Source organism: Pseudomonas sp. HY2-MNA-CIBAN-0224, from assembly GCF_040310285.1.
GTDB lineage: Bacteria > Pseudomonadota > Gammaproteobacteria > Pseudomonadales > Pseudomonadaceae > Aquipseudomonas > Aquipseudomonas helleri.
The window spans coordinates 1-14130 of record NZ_JBEOPQ010000036.1; the positions used below are offsets into that span (position 1 = coordinate 1).

General features: G+C 59.8%; 14 protein-coding genes and 1 pseudogene. 3 read left to right on the plus strand and 12 right to left on the minus strand.

Annotated features, from left to right (window positions below):
- Positions 1-133: 133 nt before the first annotated feature.
- Both AAEZ03_RS16350 and AAEZ03_RS16355 read right to left on the minus strand, forming a co-directional pair.
- Positions 134-691: a mechanosensitive ion channel family protein gene (locus tag AAEZ03_RS16350; protein ID WP_048390485.1), complete on the minus strand. Its 558-nt coding sequence runs from the start codon at positions 689-691 to the stop codon at positions 134-136.
- Positions 691-2601 carry an ATP-binding cassette domain-containing protein gene (locus tag AAEZ03_RS16355; RefSeq protein ID WP_048366904.1) on the minus strand — a complete coding sequence of 637 codons (1911 nt, stop codon included), beginning with the start codon at positions 2599-2601 and terminating at the stop codon, positions 691-693. Before AAEZ03_RS16355 ends, AAEZ03_RS16350 begins: the two co-directional genes overlap by 1 nt.
- Before the next feature lie 50 nt (positions 2602-2651).
- Between AAEZ03_RS16355 and AAEZ03_RS16360 the strand changes: the two genes are divergently transcribed.
- Positions 2652-3116 carry a TIGR02444 family protein gene (locus tag AAEZ03_RS16360; protein ID WP_153391407.1) on the plus strand — a complete coding sequence of 155 codons (465 nt, stop codon included), beginning with the start codon at positions 2652-2654 and terminating at the stop codon, positions 3114-3116.
- Here AAEZ03_RS16360 and AAEZ03_RS16365 read toward each other — a convergent pair.
- On the minus strand, positions 3113-4114 hold the full coding sequence (locus AAEZ03_RS16365; protein WP_350580013.1) for an AlgP family protein: 1002 nt from the start codon (positions 4112-4114) through the stop codon (positions 3113-3115). The two genes, AAEZ03_RS16360 and AAEZ03_RS16365, sit on opposite strands and share 4 nt — an antisense overlap.
- A gap of 336 nt (positions 4115-4450) precedes the next feature.
- On the opposite strand from AAEZ03_RS16365, the gene AAEZ03_RS16370 reads away from it, so the two are divergent.
- A complete protein-coding gene (locus tag AAEZ03_RS16370; protein ID WP_502947930.1) occupies positions 4451-5026 on the plus strand; it encodes an FKBP-type peptidyl-prolyl cis-trans isomerase in 576 nt (191 codons plus the stop codon).
- A gap of 89 nt (positions 5027-5115) precedes the next feature.
- Here the strand turns inward: AAEZ03_RS16370 and rsd are convergent, their stop codons facing one another.
- The 8 genes and pseudogenes from rsd to AAEZ03_RS16410 all read right to left on the minus strand — a co-directional run.
- Complete coding sequence (rsd, locus tag AAEZ03_RS16375) at positions 5116-5586, minus strand: sigma D regulator (protein WP_123750962.1); 471 nt, start codon at positions 5584-5586, stop codon at positions 5116-5118.
- Between the two features lie 177 nt (positions 5587-5763).
- Positions 5764-6303, minus strand: a complete 540-nt coding sequence (locus AAEZ03_RS16380) for a disulfide bond formation protein B (RefSeq protein WP_278939335.1) — start codon at positions 6301-6303, stop codon at positions 5764-5766.
- 226 nt (positions 6304-6529) lie between these two features.
- On the minus strand, positions 6530-7756 hold the full coding sequence (locus AAEZ03_RS16385; protein WP_350580020.1) for a heme biosynthesis protein HemY: 1227 nt from the start codon (positions 7754-7756) through the stop codon (positions 6530-6532).
- Positions 7753-8880, minus strand: a complete 1128-nt coding sequence (locus tag AAEZ03_RS16390) for a uroporphyrinogen-III C-methyltransferase (RefSeq protein WP_048390500.1) — start codon at positions 8878-8880, stop codon at positions 7753-7755. The genes AAEZ03_RS16385 and AAEZ03_RS16390 overlap by 4 nt, the downstream gene beginning before the upstream one ends.
- Before the next feature lie 16 nt (positions 8881-8896).
- Positions 8897-9664, minus strand: a complete 768-nt coding sequence (locus tag AAEZ03_RS16395; RefSeq protein ID WP_350580023.1) for a uroporphyrinogen-III synthase — start codon at positions 9662-9664, stop codon at positions 8897-8899.
- Positions 9661-10602 (minus strand): hydroxymethylbilane synthase, encoded by a 942-nt coding sequence (gene hemC / locus AAEZ03_RS16400; protein ID WP_048390501.1) that lies wholly within the window; start codon positions 10600-10602, stop codon positions 9661-9663. The genes AAEZ03_RS16395 and hemC overlap by 4 nt, the downstream gene beginning before the upstream one ends.
- Positions 10603-10840: 238 nt before the next feature.
- On the minus strand, positions 10841-11587 hold the full coding sequence (locus AAEZ03_RS16405; protein WP_123750957.1) for a LytR/AlgR family response regulator transcription factor: 747 nt from the start codon (positions 11585-11587) through the stop codon (positions 10841-10843).
- A pseudogene (locus tag AAEZ03_RS16410) lies at positions 11584-11706 on the minus strand (sensor histidine kinase); the annotation flags it as partial. The gene AAEZ03_RS16405 and the pseudogene AAEZ03_RS16410, both read right to left, overlap by 4 nt.
- A gap of 265 nt (positions 11707-11971) precedes the next feature.
- Between AAEZ03_RS16410 and argH the strand changes: the two are divergent.
- Positions 11972-13366, plus strand: coding sequence for an argininosuccinate lyase (argH, locus tag AAEZ03_RS16415; protein WP_048366915.1), 1395 nt, complete (start codon positions 11972-11974; stop codon positions 13364-13366).
- Positions 13367-13446: 80 nt separating this feature from the next.
- On the opposite strand, the gene AAEZ03_RS16420 is transcribed toward argH, so the two are convergent.
- Complete coding sequence (locus AAEZ03_RS16420) at positions 13447-14106, minus strand: glutathione S-transferase family protein (RefSeq protein ID WP_048366916.1); 660 nt, start codon at positions 14104-14106, stop codon at positions 13447-13449.
- Positions 14107-14130 lie beyond the last annotated feature (24 nt).

A 14130-nucleotide genomic window follows, 5' to 3' on the forward strand; every position in this document is an offset into this window, starting at 1 on the left:
TTAAGCTAATGCGCGGGCTGAAAATTAACCAGATGTTTTTGCGGATATTACGTGTAGGAGCGAGCTTGTCTCGCGATCTTTTTTAAGATCAAAAGATCGCGAGGCAAGCTCGCTCCTACAGAGGGAAGGGTGTTTACAGATCGCCTTCGCGCCAGCGGCGCACGGAGCGCTGGAAGAACAGGCTGTTGGGGACTTGCACCATGCTGCTGCCACTGCCGGCTTCGGCAGGCTCAACCAGGGTGGTGTACAGCAGGTTGATGGCCACGACGCGTCCTTTGACCCCCGGCTTGTCGAGGGTGTCTAGCAACTCCACCACGTCGCCAATGCGAAACGGCCCCACGGTGAAGATCAACACCGCGCACAGCAAGTTGGACAACACGCTCCACATGGCGAAGAAGGCAATCGCCGCCACCGCCACAAAGCCTGACAGCGCGGTCCACAACACCGTGGCCGAAACGCCCAGCCGCTCGAGGACGAAGATCACCGCGCTGCCCATGATGAACCAGCGCAACCCGCCTCGCAGCGGCAACAGCAACTGCGACGGCAAAGGGTAACGCTCGCCCAGACGGGTCAGAAAACGCGCAACCACGCGTTGCAGGAAGTACCCCGCCAGCAGGATCAGCAAGATCTGCACGCCGATCCATAGGGGCGCGATCAACTCGGCCGGTACGGGTAAGTTGAGCGACTCCATCAGGACAGGGCTTCCAGTTCGGCTTGCAAGGTCTCAAGCACTTCCAGGGCTTCCATCCAGCGTTCTTCGAGCTGGCCTTCGAGCACTTTGAGCTTGGCCTGATCGGCCAGCAACTCACGCAGTTCGTCTTTGCGCGCGGCCTCGTAGACGCCGCTGTCACCGAGGCTGGTCTCGATCCGGGCGAGCTTTTCAGTGACTTTGCCCAACTCGCTTTCGAGCTTGTCGGCTTCACGCTTGTGCGGTGCCAGTTGCTGGCGCAACGCAGCCGCCGCCTGACGTTGAGCCTTTTTATCGGTCTTGTCCGGGTTGATTACGGTGTTGCTCACCGGCGCATTGCGCAGGCGGTAATCAGCCAGCCAACGGGCGTAGTCGTCGAGGTCGCCGTCGAACTCCTGGACTTTGCCATCGGCCACCAGCAAGAACTCGTCGGTGGTGCTTTTGAGCAAGTGACGATCGTGAGACACCACCAGCACCGCACCACTGAACTCTTGCAAGGCCATGGTCAGGGCCAGGCGCATTTCCAGATCAAGGTGGTTGGTCGGTTCGTCGAGCAGCAACAGGTTCGGGCGTTCCCACGCGATCAGCGCGAGGGCCAGACGGGCTTTTTCACCGCCCGAGAAGTTCAACACCGGCTCGTCGATGCGCGCCCCGCGGAAGTCGAACCCGCCGAGGAAATCACGCAACACTTGCTCACGCTCGGTTGGCGCCAGACGCTGCAAGTGCAGCAACGGGCTGGCCTTGGAGTCCAGTGAGTCGAGTTGATGCTGGGCAAAGTAACCGACCGACAGGTTTTCGCCACGGGCCAGACGCCCCGCCAGCGGAACCAGCTCACCCGCCAGGTTTTTGATCAGGGTCGACTTACCGGCACCGTTCGGGCCGAGCAAACCGATGCGGGCACCCGGCACCAGTTGCAGCTTGACCTTCTCAAGGATGGTTTTGTCGCCGTACCCCAGGCGCGCGTCCGACAAGTCGAGCAACGGGCTGGAGAGTTTGACCGCTTCACGGAACACGAAGTTGAACGGTGAGTCGACGTGGGCCGCGCTCAGTTCTTCCATGCGCTCAAGGGCCTTGATCCGGCTCTGCGCCTGACGGGCCTTGGTGGCCTGGGCCTTGAAACGGGCAATGTAGCTTTCCATGTGCGCACGTTGCGCCTGCTGCTTCTCGTAGGCCTGCTGTTGCTGGGCCAGACGCTCGGCGCGGGCACGTTCAAAGGCGCTGTAACCCCCGCGATAGAGGGTGATTTTGCGCTGTTCGACGTGTGCAATGTTATCGACCACGGCGTCGAGGAAATCCCGGTCGTGGGAGATCAACAACATAGTGCCGGGGTAGCTTTTGAGGAAGTCTTCGAGCCACAGAATGGCGTCGAGGTCCAAGTGGTTGGTCGGTTCGTCGAGCAACAACAGGTCGGACGGGCACATCAGGGCCTGGGCCAGGTTAAGGCGCATCCGCCAGCCGCCGGAGAAGTCGGCGACCGGGCGGTCCATTTGTTCGTTGGTAAACCCCAGCCCGGCGAGCATTTTGCGCGCCCTGGCATCGGCGGTGTAACCGTCGGCGCTGTCCAGTTCGGCATGCCAGCGCGCCTGCGCGGCACCGTCCTGGGCGGCCTCAGCCTGGGCAAGATTGGCTTGCACCTCGCGCAAGCGCTGGTCGCCATCGAGCACGTAGTCGATCGCAATGCGATCGAGGGTGTCGATTTCTTGCCGCATGTGGGCAATCCGCCAGTCGGCCGGTAGCAGACAATCCCCGGAATCAGGCGTCAACTCACCCAGCAGCAAGGCGAACAAAGTGGATTTACCGGCGCCATTGGCGCCGACCAAACCGGCTTTGTGGCCGGCGTGCAGGGTCAGCTCGGCGTCTTCTAGCAGACGCTGAGGGCCACGCTGTAAAGTCAGGTTCTGAAGTCGGATCATAATGGCCGCGGAGTCTACCAGCTTCCCTCTCAACTGGCGCGAATTGCACTATGCAGACCGATCTGTGGAATTACTGTTTGAAGGTCTATGCCCTGCCCGGCATTGAACACGCCTGTTTAAGCCTGCAACGTCAGGGCCTGGATGTGTGCCTGCTGCTGTGCGCAGCCTGGCTGGAACACCGGCGTATCGCCTGTGATGAGGCGCGTTTTGAGTGCTTGCGGGCCTGCGCCGAGCCTTGGCAACGCGACGTCGTGCAGCCCTTGCGCCAATTACGCACGCAATGGCGCGAAGCGGCCACGCACGATGACGAATTGTCTGCGTTACGCGGGCTGATCAAAGGCTTGGAGCTGGAGGCAGAACGGACGTTATTACGACGTCTGGAGACGGCAACCCTGGGCTGGTTACCTGCGCAATCGCAAGACGACTGCGACTGGCTGCAAAGACTGGTCAGCGGGGTTGAACACCCTGATCACGGCGCGCTGCAAACGCTGCGCGCCGCAATCAACCACGCTTAAGAAGCGCTGGTAGGGGTTGTCGCCGGCGTTGCGGGTGTCGCCGCAGCGGGTGCAGCGGCCGGTGTTGGCGCTGCGGTTGCGGTGGCTGCGGTGGTTGCAGGCGCAGTCGCAGGTTTTGCCGCAGGCTTGGCGGCTGGCTTGGCGGCAGCTGGCTTTCTCACGGCTGGCTTGGCAGCGGGTTTGGCCGCAGGTTTAACCGCTGGCTTGGCAGGTGCCTTGGCCGCTGTGGAAGCCGGTTTGGCCGCTGCAGCTTTAGCCGCTGGTTTAGCAGCAGCAGGTTTTGCTGCGGGCTTGGCCGCCGGGGTTCTGGCCGCTGGCTTGGCGGCTGCGGATGCAGGGGCTTTGGCAGCAGCAGGTTTAGCGGCGACTGGCTTGGCGGCAGGTTTTGCAGCAGCGGTACGGGTTGTCGCCGGCTTGGCGGCTGGCGCTTTAGCAGCGGCCGGTTTGGCGGCAGGGGCTTTGGCGGCGGGTTTTGCCGCAGCGGTTTTAGCCGCAGGCTTGGCCGCTGCTGGCGCTTTAGCAGCAGGTTTAGCAGGCGCCTTGGCGGCAACCGGTGCTTTGGCCGCAGGCTTTTTAGCGCTGGCACCAGGTTTGGCGGTGCGAGCCGTCAGGGCCTTGCCAACGGCCTCTTTAACCCGGCCAATGCCTTGGGCCAACTTGAGGCTTTCTTGAGCATCACGCTTGAGCTGCTGGATATAAGCGCGCGTTTCGGTTTGACGGTCTTTGAGTGAGTCCAGCAGTTGCTCAAGTTCTTTCACGGAAGACTTGGCTTTGGCTTGTGCCTTGGACTTGCCAGCGTGAGCGGCTTCTTGCAGTTTTTCACGCGCCTTGTGCAGTTTTTCCTGAGCTTTGCCACGTTGTTTTTCAAGCTTGGCGAGCAACTTCTCAGCATCAGCCAGCGCTTGGGAACAGGCGCTTTCCAAATGCTCAAGCAGGCTGCCTGAGAGTTGTTGGAGCAAGTGCAACGGCGTATTAACAGACTTCTTGTTGGCCGACATGGTTTACCTCCTGGCTGAAGTGAGTGCGGCTCATACTAGACCTCTGTAAGAACCGCCGCTAGATCATGTTGACACTAACCATAGCAGCGGGTTGCATAGCGCCGGAAAACTTGTGCCAGATCACTTTTTAGCGGCCTGTTCAGATAAATTTTTTGGCCACTTCTGCGTTTATTTAAGCCCCCGATATTTCCCCCAAACAATCGTGCTCGCACAGGCATAATCGCTGGCACTGAAGACCGGAGACTGCCCATGTCGCGTGCCCTTTTATTGACCTTGTTGTGCGTTGCCTGTTCGGCCCATGCGGCCCCGGCGCAAAGCCCGCAAGCCGCGCACGACCTGGCCTACAGCTTGGGCGCTAGCCTTGGCGAGCGTTTGCGCGAAGACGTGCCGCAGCTACAGATCCAGGCCTTGATCGACGGCTTGCGCAGCGCTTATGAAGGCAAGCCGTTAGCACTGAGTGATGAACGAATCGAGCAGATATTGACGGCGCACCAGGCGCAAATCGATGCCGAGCCTGCGCAACCGCAGAGCGAAGTGGCACTGAATGCCGAGCGTGAATTTTTATTAAAAGAAAAACAAAAAGCAGGCGTCCGCGAGTTGGGCAACGGCATTTTGGCGACTGAACTCAAGGCAGGCGCAGGGGCAAAACCTGATGCTCAGGGTTCGGTGTACGTGAACTATGTGGGGCGTTTGCCGGACGGTACGGTTTTCGATCAGAGCACGCAGCCACAGTGGTTGCGCCTGGACAGCGTGATCAATGGGTGGCGCTTGGCGCTGGCGCAGATGCCAACCGGTTCGACATGGCGGCTGGTAATACCGTCCAATCAGGCGTACGGGGCTGAAGGCGCAGGGGATTTGATCGCACCTTACACACCGCTGGTGTTTGAAATCAAATTGCTGAAGGTGCAATAAGACAACTATCTGTAGGAGCGAGCTTGCTCGCGATCTTTTGACCTTATAAAGATCGCGAGCAAGCTCGCTCCTACACAATGTTGTGGGTTTTAGGCTTGGGCAGCTTCTTTCTGTTTGTGCGCGCTGTGCAGCACTTCGATCAAGCAGTCTTCAAGCTCAAAACGCTCATCGAGCAAGGCGCCGAGTGTTTTGAATTCGCTGGCGAGTTTATCGCAATCCGGGCGATGCGCTTTGCCGTCGCAGTGGTCGTTAAAGGCCAATGCTGCTTCGGTAATAACGTTGATTCGGGGGTAGATGGTCTCTGCCAAAGCAAGCCCGCGTTCATCATTGAACGCTTTCGCTTCCTCGTTGAGCTGCTCATAAATTTCGAAGTGGCCTGCAGAAACGTAATCAACCAGCAGTTGGCAGAACTCTTTTTGAGGCCCGCGCTTGGGGTTGCGCTGCTGATCAATGACAGCCGCATACGCGCTCACAAGCTTACTGCGCTCATGCAACCAGCGGTCTACCAACTGGTGAACACCGTTGAAGCGTTCCTGAGCACTCTTACATCTTTCGAGCATGATGATCTCTCTTCCCTAGTGGGCCCATGCCACCCGACTGAGCCGGGCCTGTGTGGACCAAAACCTGTGCAGATACACCGGCAATGGGCGACATAACTCCAACAATGCGTGCGGGCCAGATTATGCCCGCCAAGCAACTGCTTCAAGGTACGCACGAGAGAAAGTTCATACAAGCGTTTAATACGAAGTGCTACTTCTGGTCGCAGGACCGGGCTTTTTACGCGGTAAGAAATAGCGCACCCACTGGAACAGACTCAGCGCCGCCAAACCTGCAAACGCCAGCATGCTCAGCTCGGGGATGCTCAGGTCAAAGAGTGTCCACTGGATATGCGCGCAGGCTTCGGTCCCGCGGTAGACCGACGTAAACAGATCGCCCAGTGACAGGTTGTTCCACAGGTGCGCCAAATCTGGCTGACAAATCATCAACTGCTGCGCCGGTAATCGCTGATAAAGCACTTGGCAGGTGGCACTGGCCAAACCCGCCAAAGCCAGCAGCATGGCCACCATTGAGTAAGCCAGTACGCCGACAGCACGCGGCGCATGGACAAAGGCGATCAGGTTGACCGCACAAAAAGCCAGTAACAGATAGCGTTGCACCAGGCAGAGCAAACAGGGGCTCAGCCCGGGCCCGTACTCCAGATACAGAGAGGCGCCCAGCACCGCAGCACTGGCAACCAACGCCAAAAGGAATATGAAACGTGAGCAGGCCAACAACATGGCTTTTCCGTAACAAAATAGACAGGCGGGTACGGTAGAGGAAAGCCAATAGCCCTTTCAAGGCCAGCCAATACGGATACTTCCGTAAGCTTGTAGGGAATCACCAACAACTGCTGAAAGGCTTTAGTGCAGATAGCGTACGAAATTTCTTGTCGCGCCTAAAAAGCGGTTCCCCCCTGTGATAACGGCCGATGACAGTTTCCACAGGGGGTGTTTACAAAACGCTCTATTGCGGTAAAGGCAGCGCCAGCAAACGTTCATCCAGCAAGTTCAGGCCTTCCTGAAACAACTGATTGCTGCGCGCCGTGTCACCCAATTGGGCAAGGAGCCGTGCAAGCTCTGCGCAGGTTTCTGGGTTGCGCTCAAGCTTGAGGCTGCTTTCGAAGTAGTCCCGCGCCTTGCCCCACAGGCTGTTCTGCAAGCACAGGCGGCCCAGGGTCAGCAGCAAGCTGGCGTCCGCCGGGTGCGCCTTGAGCCAGCCTTCTGCGGTCTGCAATTGCTTGACCGGGTCGCTGCCCCGCAGCAAGCCATACAGGCGCACCAAGTGGCTGTCGTACGTGCGCTTGAGCGCACCGCGCACCACTTCTTCGGCCTCTGACTGTGCCCCCAGGCGGCGCAATTGCTCGGCATAAGCCAGTACCAGGGCGGGCTCCTGACGCTGCGCCGAGGTCAGTTGCTGCCAGGCCAGGGTCAACGATTGCAGCCCTGCCTCGCCCCCCGTGTCGCGTTGCGCCGCCAGGCCAAGGTTTTGCCCCCAGGCGCGGCGTTCAAGCTCAGCCAGTTCCTGGGCAGGCAAGACTTTGTCTTTACGCAGCTCGGGCAGCAGGCGGATCAGCGCTGACCAGTCGCCGCGCTGCTGGTGCAGGCGCTGAAGTTGACGCAGCACCTGCACGTTATGCGGATGGCGTTCGTGCATGGCTTGCAAGGTGTTGAGGGCGCCTTCGGTGTCGGCGCGATCAACTTGCAGTTGCGCATGGTTGAGGGCAATCGCCAGTTCGGCTTGGGGCTGACGCTCAAGGGCACGCTCAAGCAGGCTGTCGCTTTCTTCGTAACGGCCCTGCTCGTTGGCCGCACGCGCGGCACCGAGGTAGAACAGCAACGGTTGGCGCTCGGCTTCTGCGGCGCGGGTCAGGTGTTTTTGCGCGCTGGCCCAGCGGCCCTCGGCCAAGTCCATCTGGCCTTGTTCGATCGCCAGTTGAATGCGACGGCTGCGGTTACGCCGTGACCACGGGTTGACCAGGCCAGTCGAGACGCTGAACAGCTCAACCAACAGCTTGATGCCCCAGATCACCAGCCACAGGATCACCAGCACAGCCAGAGACGCCCACAAGCTGGATTCGTAGCGGAAGTTTTTGTAAGCCACCAGCACGTAGCCTGCGTCCTCGGAGATTGCCAGACCGACGCACGCAGCGGCCGCAATCAACAAGAACACAATCACATACAGACGCTTCATGGGCGGGCCTCCTCGGCCGGTTTGGCAGCCGCACGACCCGGTTCGTCAGCCTCAACATGCCGACGCTCAAGGTAGGCCTGCATCGCACTCAGGGTGCCCGCCAGGTCCGGCGTCTTGACCGTGACCGGCTGCTTGCTCAGCTCAACCACTTGCTCCAGCATTTTTTTGCTTTGCGCATTGTCCTGGTTGAAGTTGCCTTTGAGCACCTCTTGCGCCTGCGCCAAGGCCTGGGTGTAGACCGAGGCCTGACCGTTAAGCGCAGCCCACTGCGCTTGCTCCAGCGCCAGGCTCAAGGCCAGACGGACTTGGGTCAGGCTTTGCCCTGCCAGCAACGGCCGCACGTTTTTGTCGGCATTGAAGTCGATACGGATGTAATGGGAGATTTCATCCCACCATTGCTCCCAACGGCTTGCCCCGTCGCCATCGGCGGTCAGGCCCAGCAGTGAATCACCCGAGTCCTTGAACTCGGGCGCCAGCGCGGTGAGTTGTGACACTTGATCACGCAAGGCTGCCAACTGCAGGAACACACCCGTGCGGTCTGGCTGTTCGACGCTGCGCAAGGCAGCGAGGCTCTTGGCCAGTTGCTCGCGGGCAGCGAACGAACCCGGATCATTCTGCTCGCGCAAAATGTCATCGGCGCCCTGCACCAGCGCCTGGGCGCTGCTGATGTCTTGCAGCGCTGACAAGCGCAGGCTGGCCAGACGCAACAAGTGCTCGGCCTCGGCTAGGCGCCAGTCTTTGCGGCTCGCCCCCAGCACGGTCTCAAGGCGTTGATTCAAGCGTTGCTGATCGCCTTGCAGTTGCACCACCAACTGACGCTGGTTATCCAGGTCGTTGGCCGAAGGCAACTGGTTGAGCCGCGTCAGCAGTTGCTGCTCGCTTTGTTTGATCGACAGCGTTTGTGCGCCCAGCGCCTGCACTTCTGCCAGCTGCTCGGCAGTGCTGGCTTCCAGATGGCGCATCTGCCACACCGCCCAACCGCCGACCGCGATGCCGGCAGCGCCGAGCAAAAGCGCGAAGGCGGCCAGACCATTGCCCCGGCGCTCAGGCTTGATGACAGGTTTTTCAACCGGCGCTTCTGGCGCGGGCTGCACGTGTTCTTTTGGCAAGACTGTTTCGCTCACGTATCCATCCTTTGCGTTAGAAAGCAGGTACGGGATGTGCCCGTAGCGCCGCCAGCAAAGCCGCAGCGCTCGCGCCACGGCAATCCACAACGTTTTTTGCCCCGGCATCGCGCGCAATCTGCGCAACGCGAGGGCTTGGAACAAACAATGTCATACCGCTCAGTTGGGGCCAGGCATCACCTGCCAACTGCTGCAAATGTTCAAATCCCTGTCCACTGCTGACCACCAGCGCGTTCAGGCGTTCCGCTTTTATGCGTTGAAGCAGTGTGTGAGCCGGGTAAGACGGCAGCGTTCGGCGATACAGTTCAAGGTAATCGACCTGCGCGCCCAGCTGGCGCAGACGCTCGGCGAGCATTTCGCGCCCGCCCTCGCCGCGCACGATCAGCACCTTGGGCTCGCTGCACGTCACCGCTTGGGTAAACGCGGGCAACGCCAGCAAGGCCTCGCTGTCATCTGCGGATAAAGGGTAGCTAACATCCAGGCCATGCTCGGCGAGAATCTGCGCAGTGGCAGCACCCACACTGAACCACGGCTGCTCAGGCGCTTGCGGCCAATACTGGCTGACCCACTGCACGCCCAGGCGCGCAGCGGGCTTGCTGACCACAATGACTGCGCAATAACGGTCCAGGTGGGCGACCATCTCGCGCTGGCTTTGAGTCAATGCCAGCGGCTCGATGGCCAGTAGCGGCAAGCGGCTGCTGAACACACCGACAGTGGCCAGCTCGTTCGCGAGTGCAGCCGACTCCTCAGCGGGTCGGGTCAGCAGCAGGCGCCAGCCTGTCACTCGTGACCCGCCTCGCCGTAGACTGCTTTAAGGATCTCACCGGCGCCTTGGGCCAGCAGGTCTTCAGCGACCTGCACACCCAACGCTGTCGCGTCACTGTGCGGAGCACGTGCTTCGGCGCTCAGCAATGTGCCACCGGCGGGCTCACCGACCAGGCCGCGCAGCCAGATCTGCTCGCCTTCCAGCACCGCATAGCAGGCGATGGGTACTTGGCAGCCGCCATTGAGGTGTTTGTTGAGCGCGCGTTCTGCGGTCACACGCACTGCCGTGTCGGCATGGTGCAGCGGCGCCAGCAACGCGTGAATTTCGTGGTCAGCGCTGCGGCATTCAATGCCCACGGCGCCCTGGCCACCGGCTGGCAGGCTGTCTTCGACACTGATCGCCGAGGTGATGCGGTCTTCAAAGCCCAAGCGGATCAGGCCCGCAGCAGCGAGGATGATGGCGTCGTATTCACCAGCGTCGAGCTTGGCCAGACGCGTGTTGACGTTGCCGCGTAGAAAGCGGATTTCGAGGTCTGGCCGACGGGTCAGCAACTGAGCCTGACGGCGCAGGCTCGACGTGCCGACCACACTGCCGGCCGGCAAGGCTTCGAGGCTGGCAAAGGTATTGGAGACAAAAGCGTCGCGCGGGTCTTCGCGCTCGCAAATGCAGAACAGACCGAGGCCTTCAGGGAAGTCCATCGGCACGTCCTTCATGGAGTGCACGGCGATGTCAGCTTCGTTTTCGAGCAGGGCGGTTTCCAGCTCTTTGACGAACAAACCCTTGCCGCCGATTTTCGACAGCGGCGAGTCCAGCAGCTTGTCGCCACGGCTGACCATCGGCACCAGCGTCACCACAAGACCTGGGTGAGCCTGCTCTAAACGGGCTTTGACGTATTCGGCCTGCCACAGAGCCAGGGCGCTTTTACGGGTAGCGATGCGGATTTCGCGAGAGGACATGGATCAATCCGTACTGAAAAGATACGGCTGATAATAACAGCTCAGCCAAAACAGCTTTGACTTGTATCAGAAAGTACGTGGCCGATTAAGCCAGGAGCAGGCCATCCGTTATAGGAGGGCGAATAAATACCGCGTGGGAGCGGGCTTGCTCGCGATGGCATCGACCCTATGATTCAGGCATACCGCGCCGCCTGAATCGCGAGCAAGCCCGCTCCCACCACAATGACCATTTGCCGTGTCAGAGCTGCTGCATCATTTTGCGCACGCCCGCCACGTGGCGGCGGCTCACAATCAGCGCATCGCCATTAAGCCCCTTGAGGAACAGCTGAAAGTGCCCCAGCGGGGTACGTTGCAGGCGTTCGATACGGTCACGCGCTACCAGCGCGTTACGGTGGATGCGCACAAAGCGTTCACCGAATTCGTCTTCAAGGGCTTTGAGCGGCTCATCGAGCAACACTTCGCCGCCCTCGTGACGCAAGGTCACGTATTTATGGTCAGCGATGAAATAAATCACTTTGTCGATAGGGATGAGTTCAATGCCTTTTCGGGTTCTGGCACTGATGTGGCTGCGCGGCCCGCTGCCCGTTTGCGCGGCAGGCCGAGTCAGGGCCGCCAGTTGCACACGGTTAGGCCGGTGCGCGTCTTTTAAGGCCGCAGTAAGGGCCTCGGCGCTGACCGGCTTGAGCACGTAGCTCACACCGCTGTCTTGCAGGGCCTGAATGGAGAACTCGTCAGGCGCAACGCAAAACACCACGGCGGGTGGCAATTCGCGCTCGCATAATTTGGCAGCGACCTGCAAACCGTCGAGGCCCGGCATCTGGATGTCGAGAAGAACGACATCGGGCTTCAGGCTTTCGATCAGGCTCAGAGCCTCTTCGCCATGAGTAGCGGCGGGCTCCAGCGGCGTATAACCCCCAACAGCATTGAGCAAACGGCTCAAGTGCTCTCGGGCCAAGGTTTCGTCATCAACGATCAGGACATTCATATAGCGCTGTATTCCTGCGTGAGTCTCGCACAAGGATAGCGTAGACAGGTGAAGTGACGGCTGTCACAGCGATCCACGCTAAGACTAGCGTGAAGGCCAAAAAGTGCCGCAAGTCGCACAGCAAAATTCACCTGTGTCTGTTGCTCGATTTAATACCGGATGCGTCCAACAAGCTACAAAGACCTGCAAAGACTGCTCCATACGACCAACTGTAGACGGTTGCCAAGACGAATGGGGCCAATCTATACAATTCGTTTCGGTATTTTGTTTATACCTCAAATCCGTTAAAACCTGCCGACCTGCGTCAACGCCTTGAATGGCAACCCTGTTATGATCCGCAGTAACTTTTTATGTACTCCCCCTCAGCCGATTACGAGCGAATCCATGAGCACCGACAAGACCAATCAGTCCTGGGGCGGCCGCTTCAGTGAACCCGTCGACGCCTTCGTTGCGCGCTTCACTGCCTCGGTCACTTTCGACCAGCGCCTTTATCGCCACGACATCATGGGCTCCGTGGCCCACGCCACCATGCTGGCCAAGGTCGGTGTGCTGACCGATGCAGAGCGCGACAGCATCATCGACGGTTTGAAAACCATCCAGAGCGAAATCGAGGCCGGCACTTTTGACTGGCGCGTCGACCTGGAAGACGTGCACATGAACATCGAAGCGCGCCTGACAGACCGCATCGGCGTGACCGGTAAAAAGCTGCACACCGGGCGCAGCCGTAATGACCAGGTCGCCACCGATATTCGCCTGTGGCTGCGTGATGAAATCGACCTCATCTTGGCTGAAATCACACGCCTGCAAAAAGGCCTGCTGGAGCAAGCCGAGCGCGAAGCCGAGACCATCATGCCGGGCTTTACGCACCTGCAAACCGCTCAGCCGGTGACCTTCGGGCATCACATGCTGGCCTGGTTCGAGATGCTCAGCCGCGACTACGAGCGCCTGGTCGACTGCCGCAAACGCACCAACCGCATGCCGCTGGGCAGCGCCGCACTGGCGGGCACCACCTACCCGATCGACCGTGAGCTGACCGCGCAACTGCTGGGCTTTGACGCCGTGGGCGGCAACTCGCTGGACAACGTCTCGGATCGCGATTTCGCCATCGAATTCTGCGCCGCCGCGAGCATTGCGATGATGCACCTGTCGCGCTTCTCCGAAGAGCTGGTGCTGTGGACCAGCGCGCAGTTCCAGTTCATTGATCTGCCTGACCGCTTCTGCACCGGCAGCTCGATCATGCCGCAAAAGAAAAACCCCGACGTGCCAGAGCTGGTACGTGGCAAAAGCGGTCGCGTGTTCGGTGCCCTGATGGGCCTGCTGACCCTGATGAAAGGCCAGCCATTGGCCTACAACAAGGACAACCAGGAAGACAAAGAGCCGCTGTTCGATGCCGCCGATACCCTGCGTGACTCGTTGCGTGCGTTTGCCGACATGATCCCGGCGATCAAGCCCAAGCACGCGATCATGCGTGAAGCGGCGCTGCGCGGTTTCTCGACAGCAACTGACCTGGCTGACTACCTGGTGCGCCGTGGCCTGCCGTTCCGTGACTGCCACGAAATCGTTGGCCATGCCGTGAAATACGGCGTGGAAACCGGCAAAGACCTGGCCGAAATGAGCCTGGAAGAACTGCGCCAGTTCAGCGATCAGATTGATGACGACGTGTTTGCCGTGTTGACCCTGGAAGGTTCGGTCAATGCCCGTAATCACATCGGCGGCACAGCGCCCGCCCAGGTGAAAGCGGCAGTGGTTCGCGGCAAGGCCTTGCTGGCCAGCCGTTAAACACAGCGCTTGTAGGAGCGAGCTTGTCTCGCGATCTTTTTAAGGTCAAAAGATCGCGAGGCAAGCTCGCTCCTACAGATTTACTTCTTGCTGCTAATCCACGCCAAAAACTGCGGCATGGCTGCGTCTTTGTCTGCCGCGATGCGTTTAACGTGCGGGTTTTGCTCAAGGTGCTCCAGCAGCGCCTTGGCGCCTGGCAGTTCGGCCAGCAGGTCCAGGCCGAAGACTTTCTTGCCCACGCCACAGGCCAGGGTGACGCTGTACAGGAAGTAAATGTCTGCCACGCTCAGGGTGTCGCCCGCAACATAGGGTGCAAATGTTGCGTGACGCGACAGCGACGCAATGCCGTGCAGCAACTCAGCCTTGGCTTTGGTCTTGATCGCCTCAGGGACTTGCGTGCCGAAGAACGCTTCGGCGTAGCACGCACGGGCGGGCAACTCGATGTACAACTCGATTTCTTTGGCGATGGCCAGCACGTGGGCGCGCTCAAAGGGATCGGTCGGCAGCAGTTTGGGGCCCGGCTGGGTCTGTTCGATGTAGTCGAGGATCACGCTGGTTTCGTTGACGTAGCCCTGCTCGACGCCCAATACCGGCACTTTGCCGCAAGGGCTGACTACCAGCGCCTCTGGGGTTTTGCCAGCAAAAAACGCGACCTCTTCAAACGGCAGGCCCTTTTCCAGCAGCGCCAGCTTGACCATGTTGTAGTAGTTACTGACAGCGAATCCATAAAGCTTGAGCATCACAAAGCCTCCAGGCCATGTTGG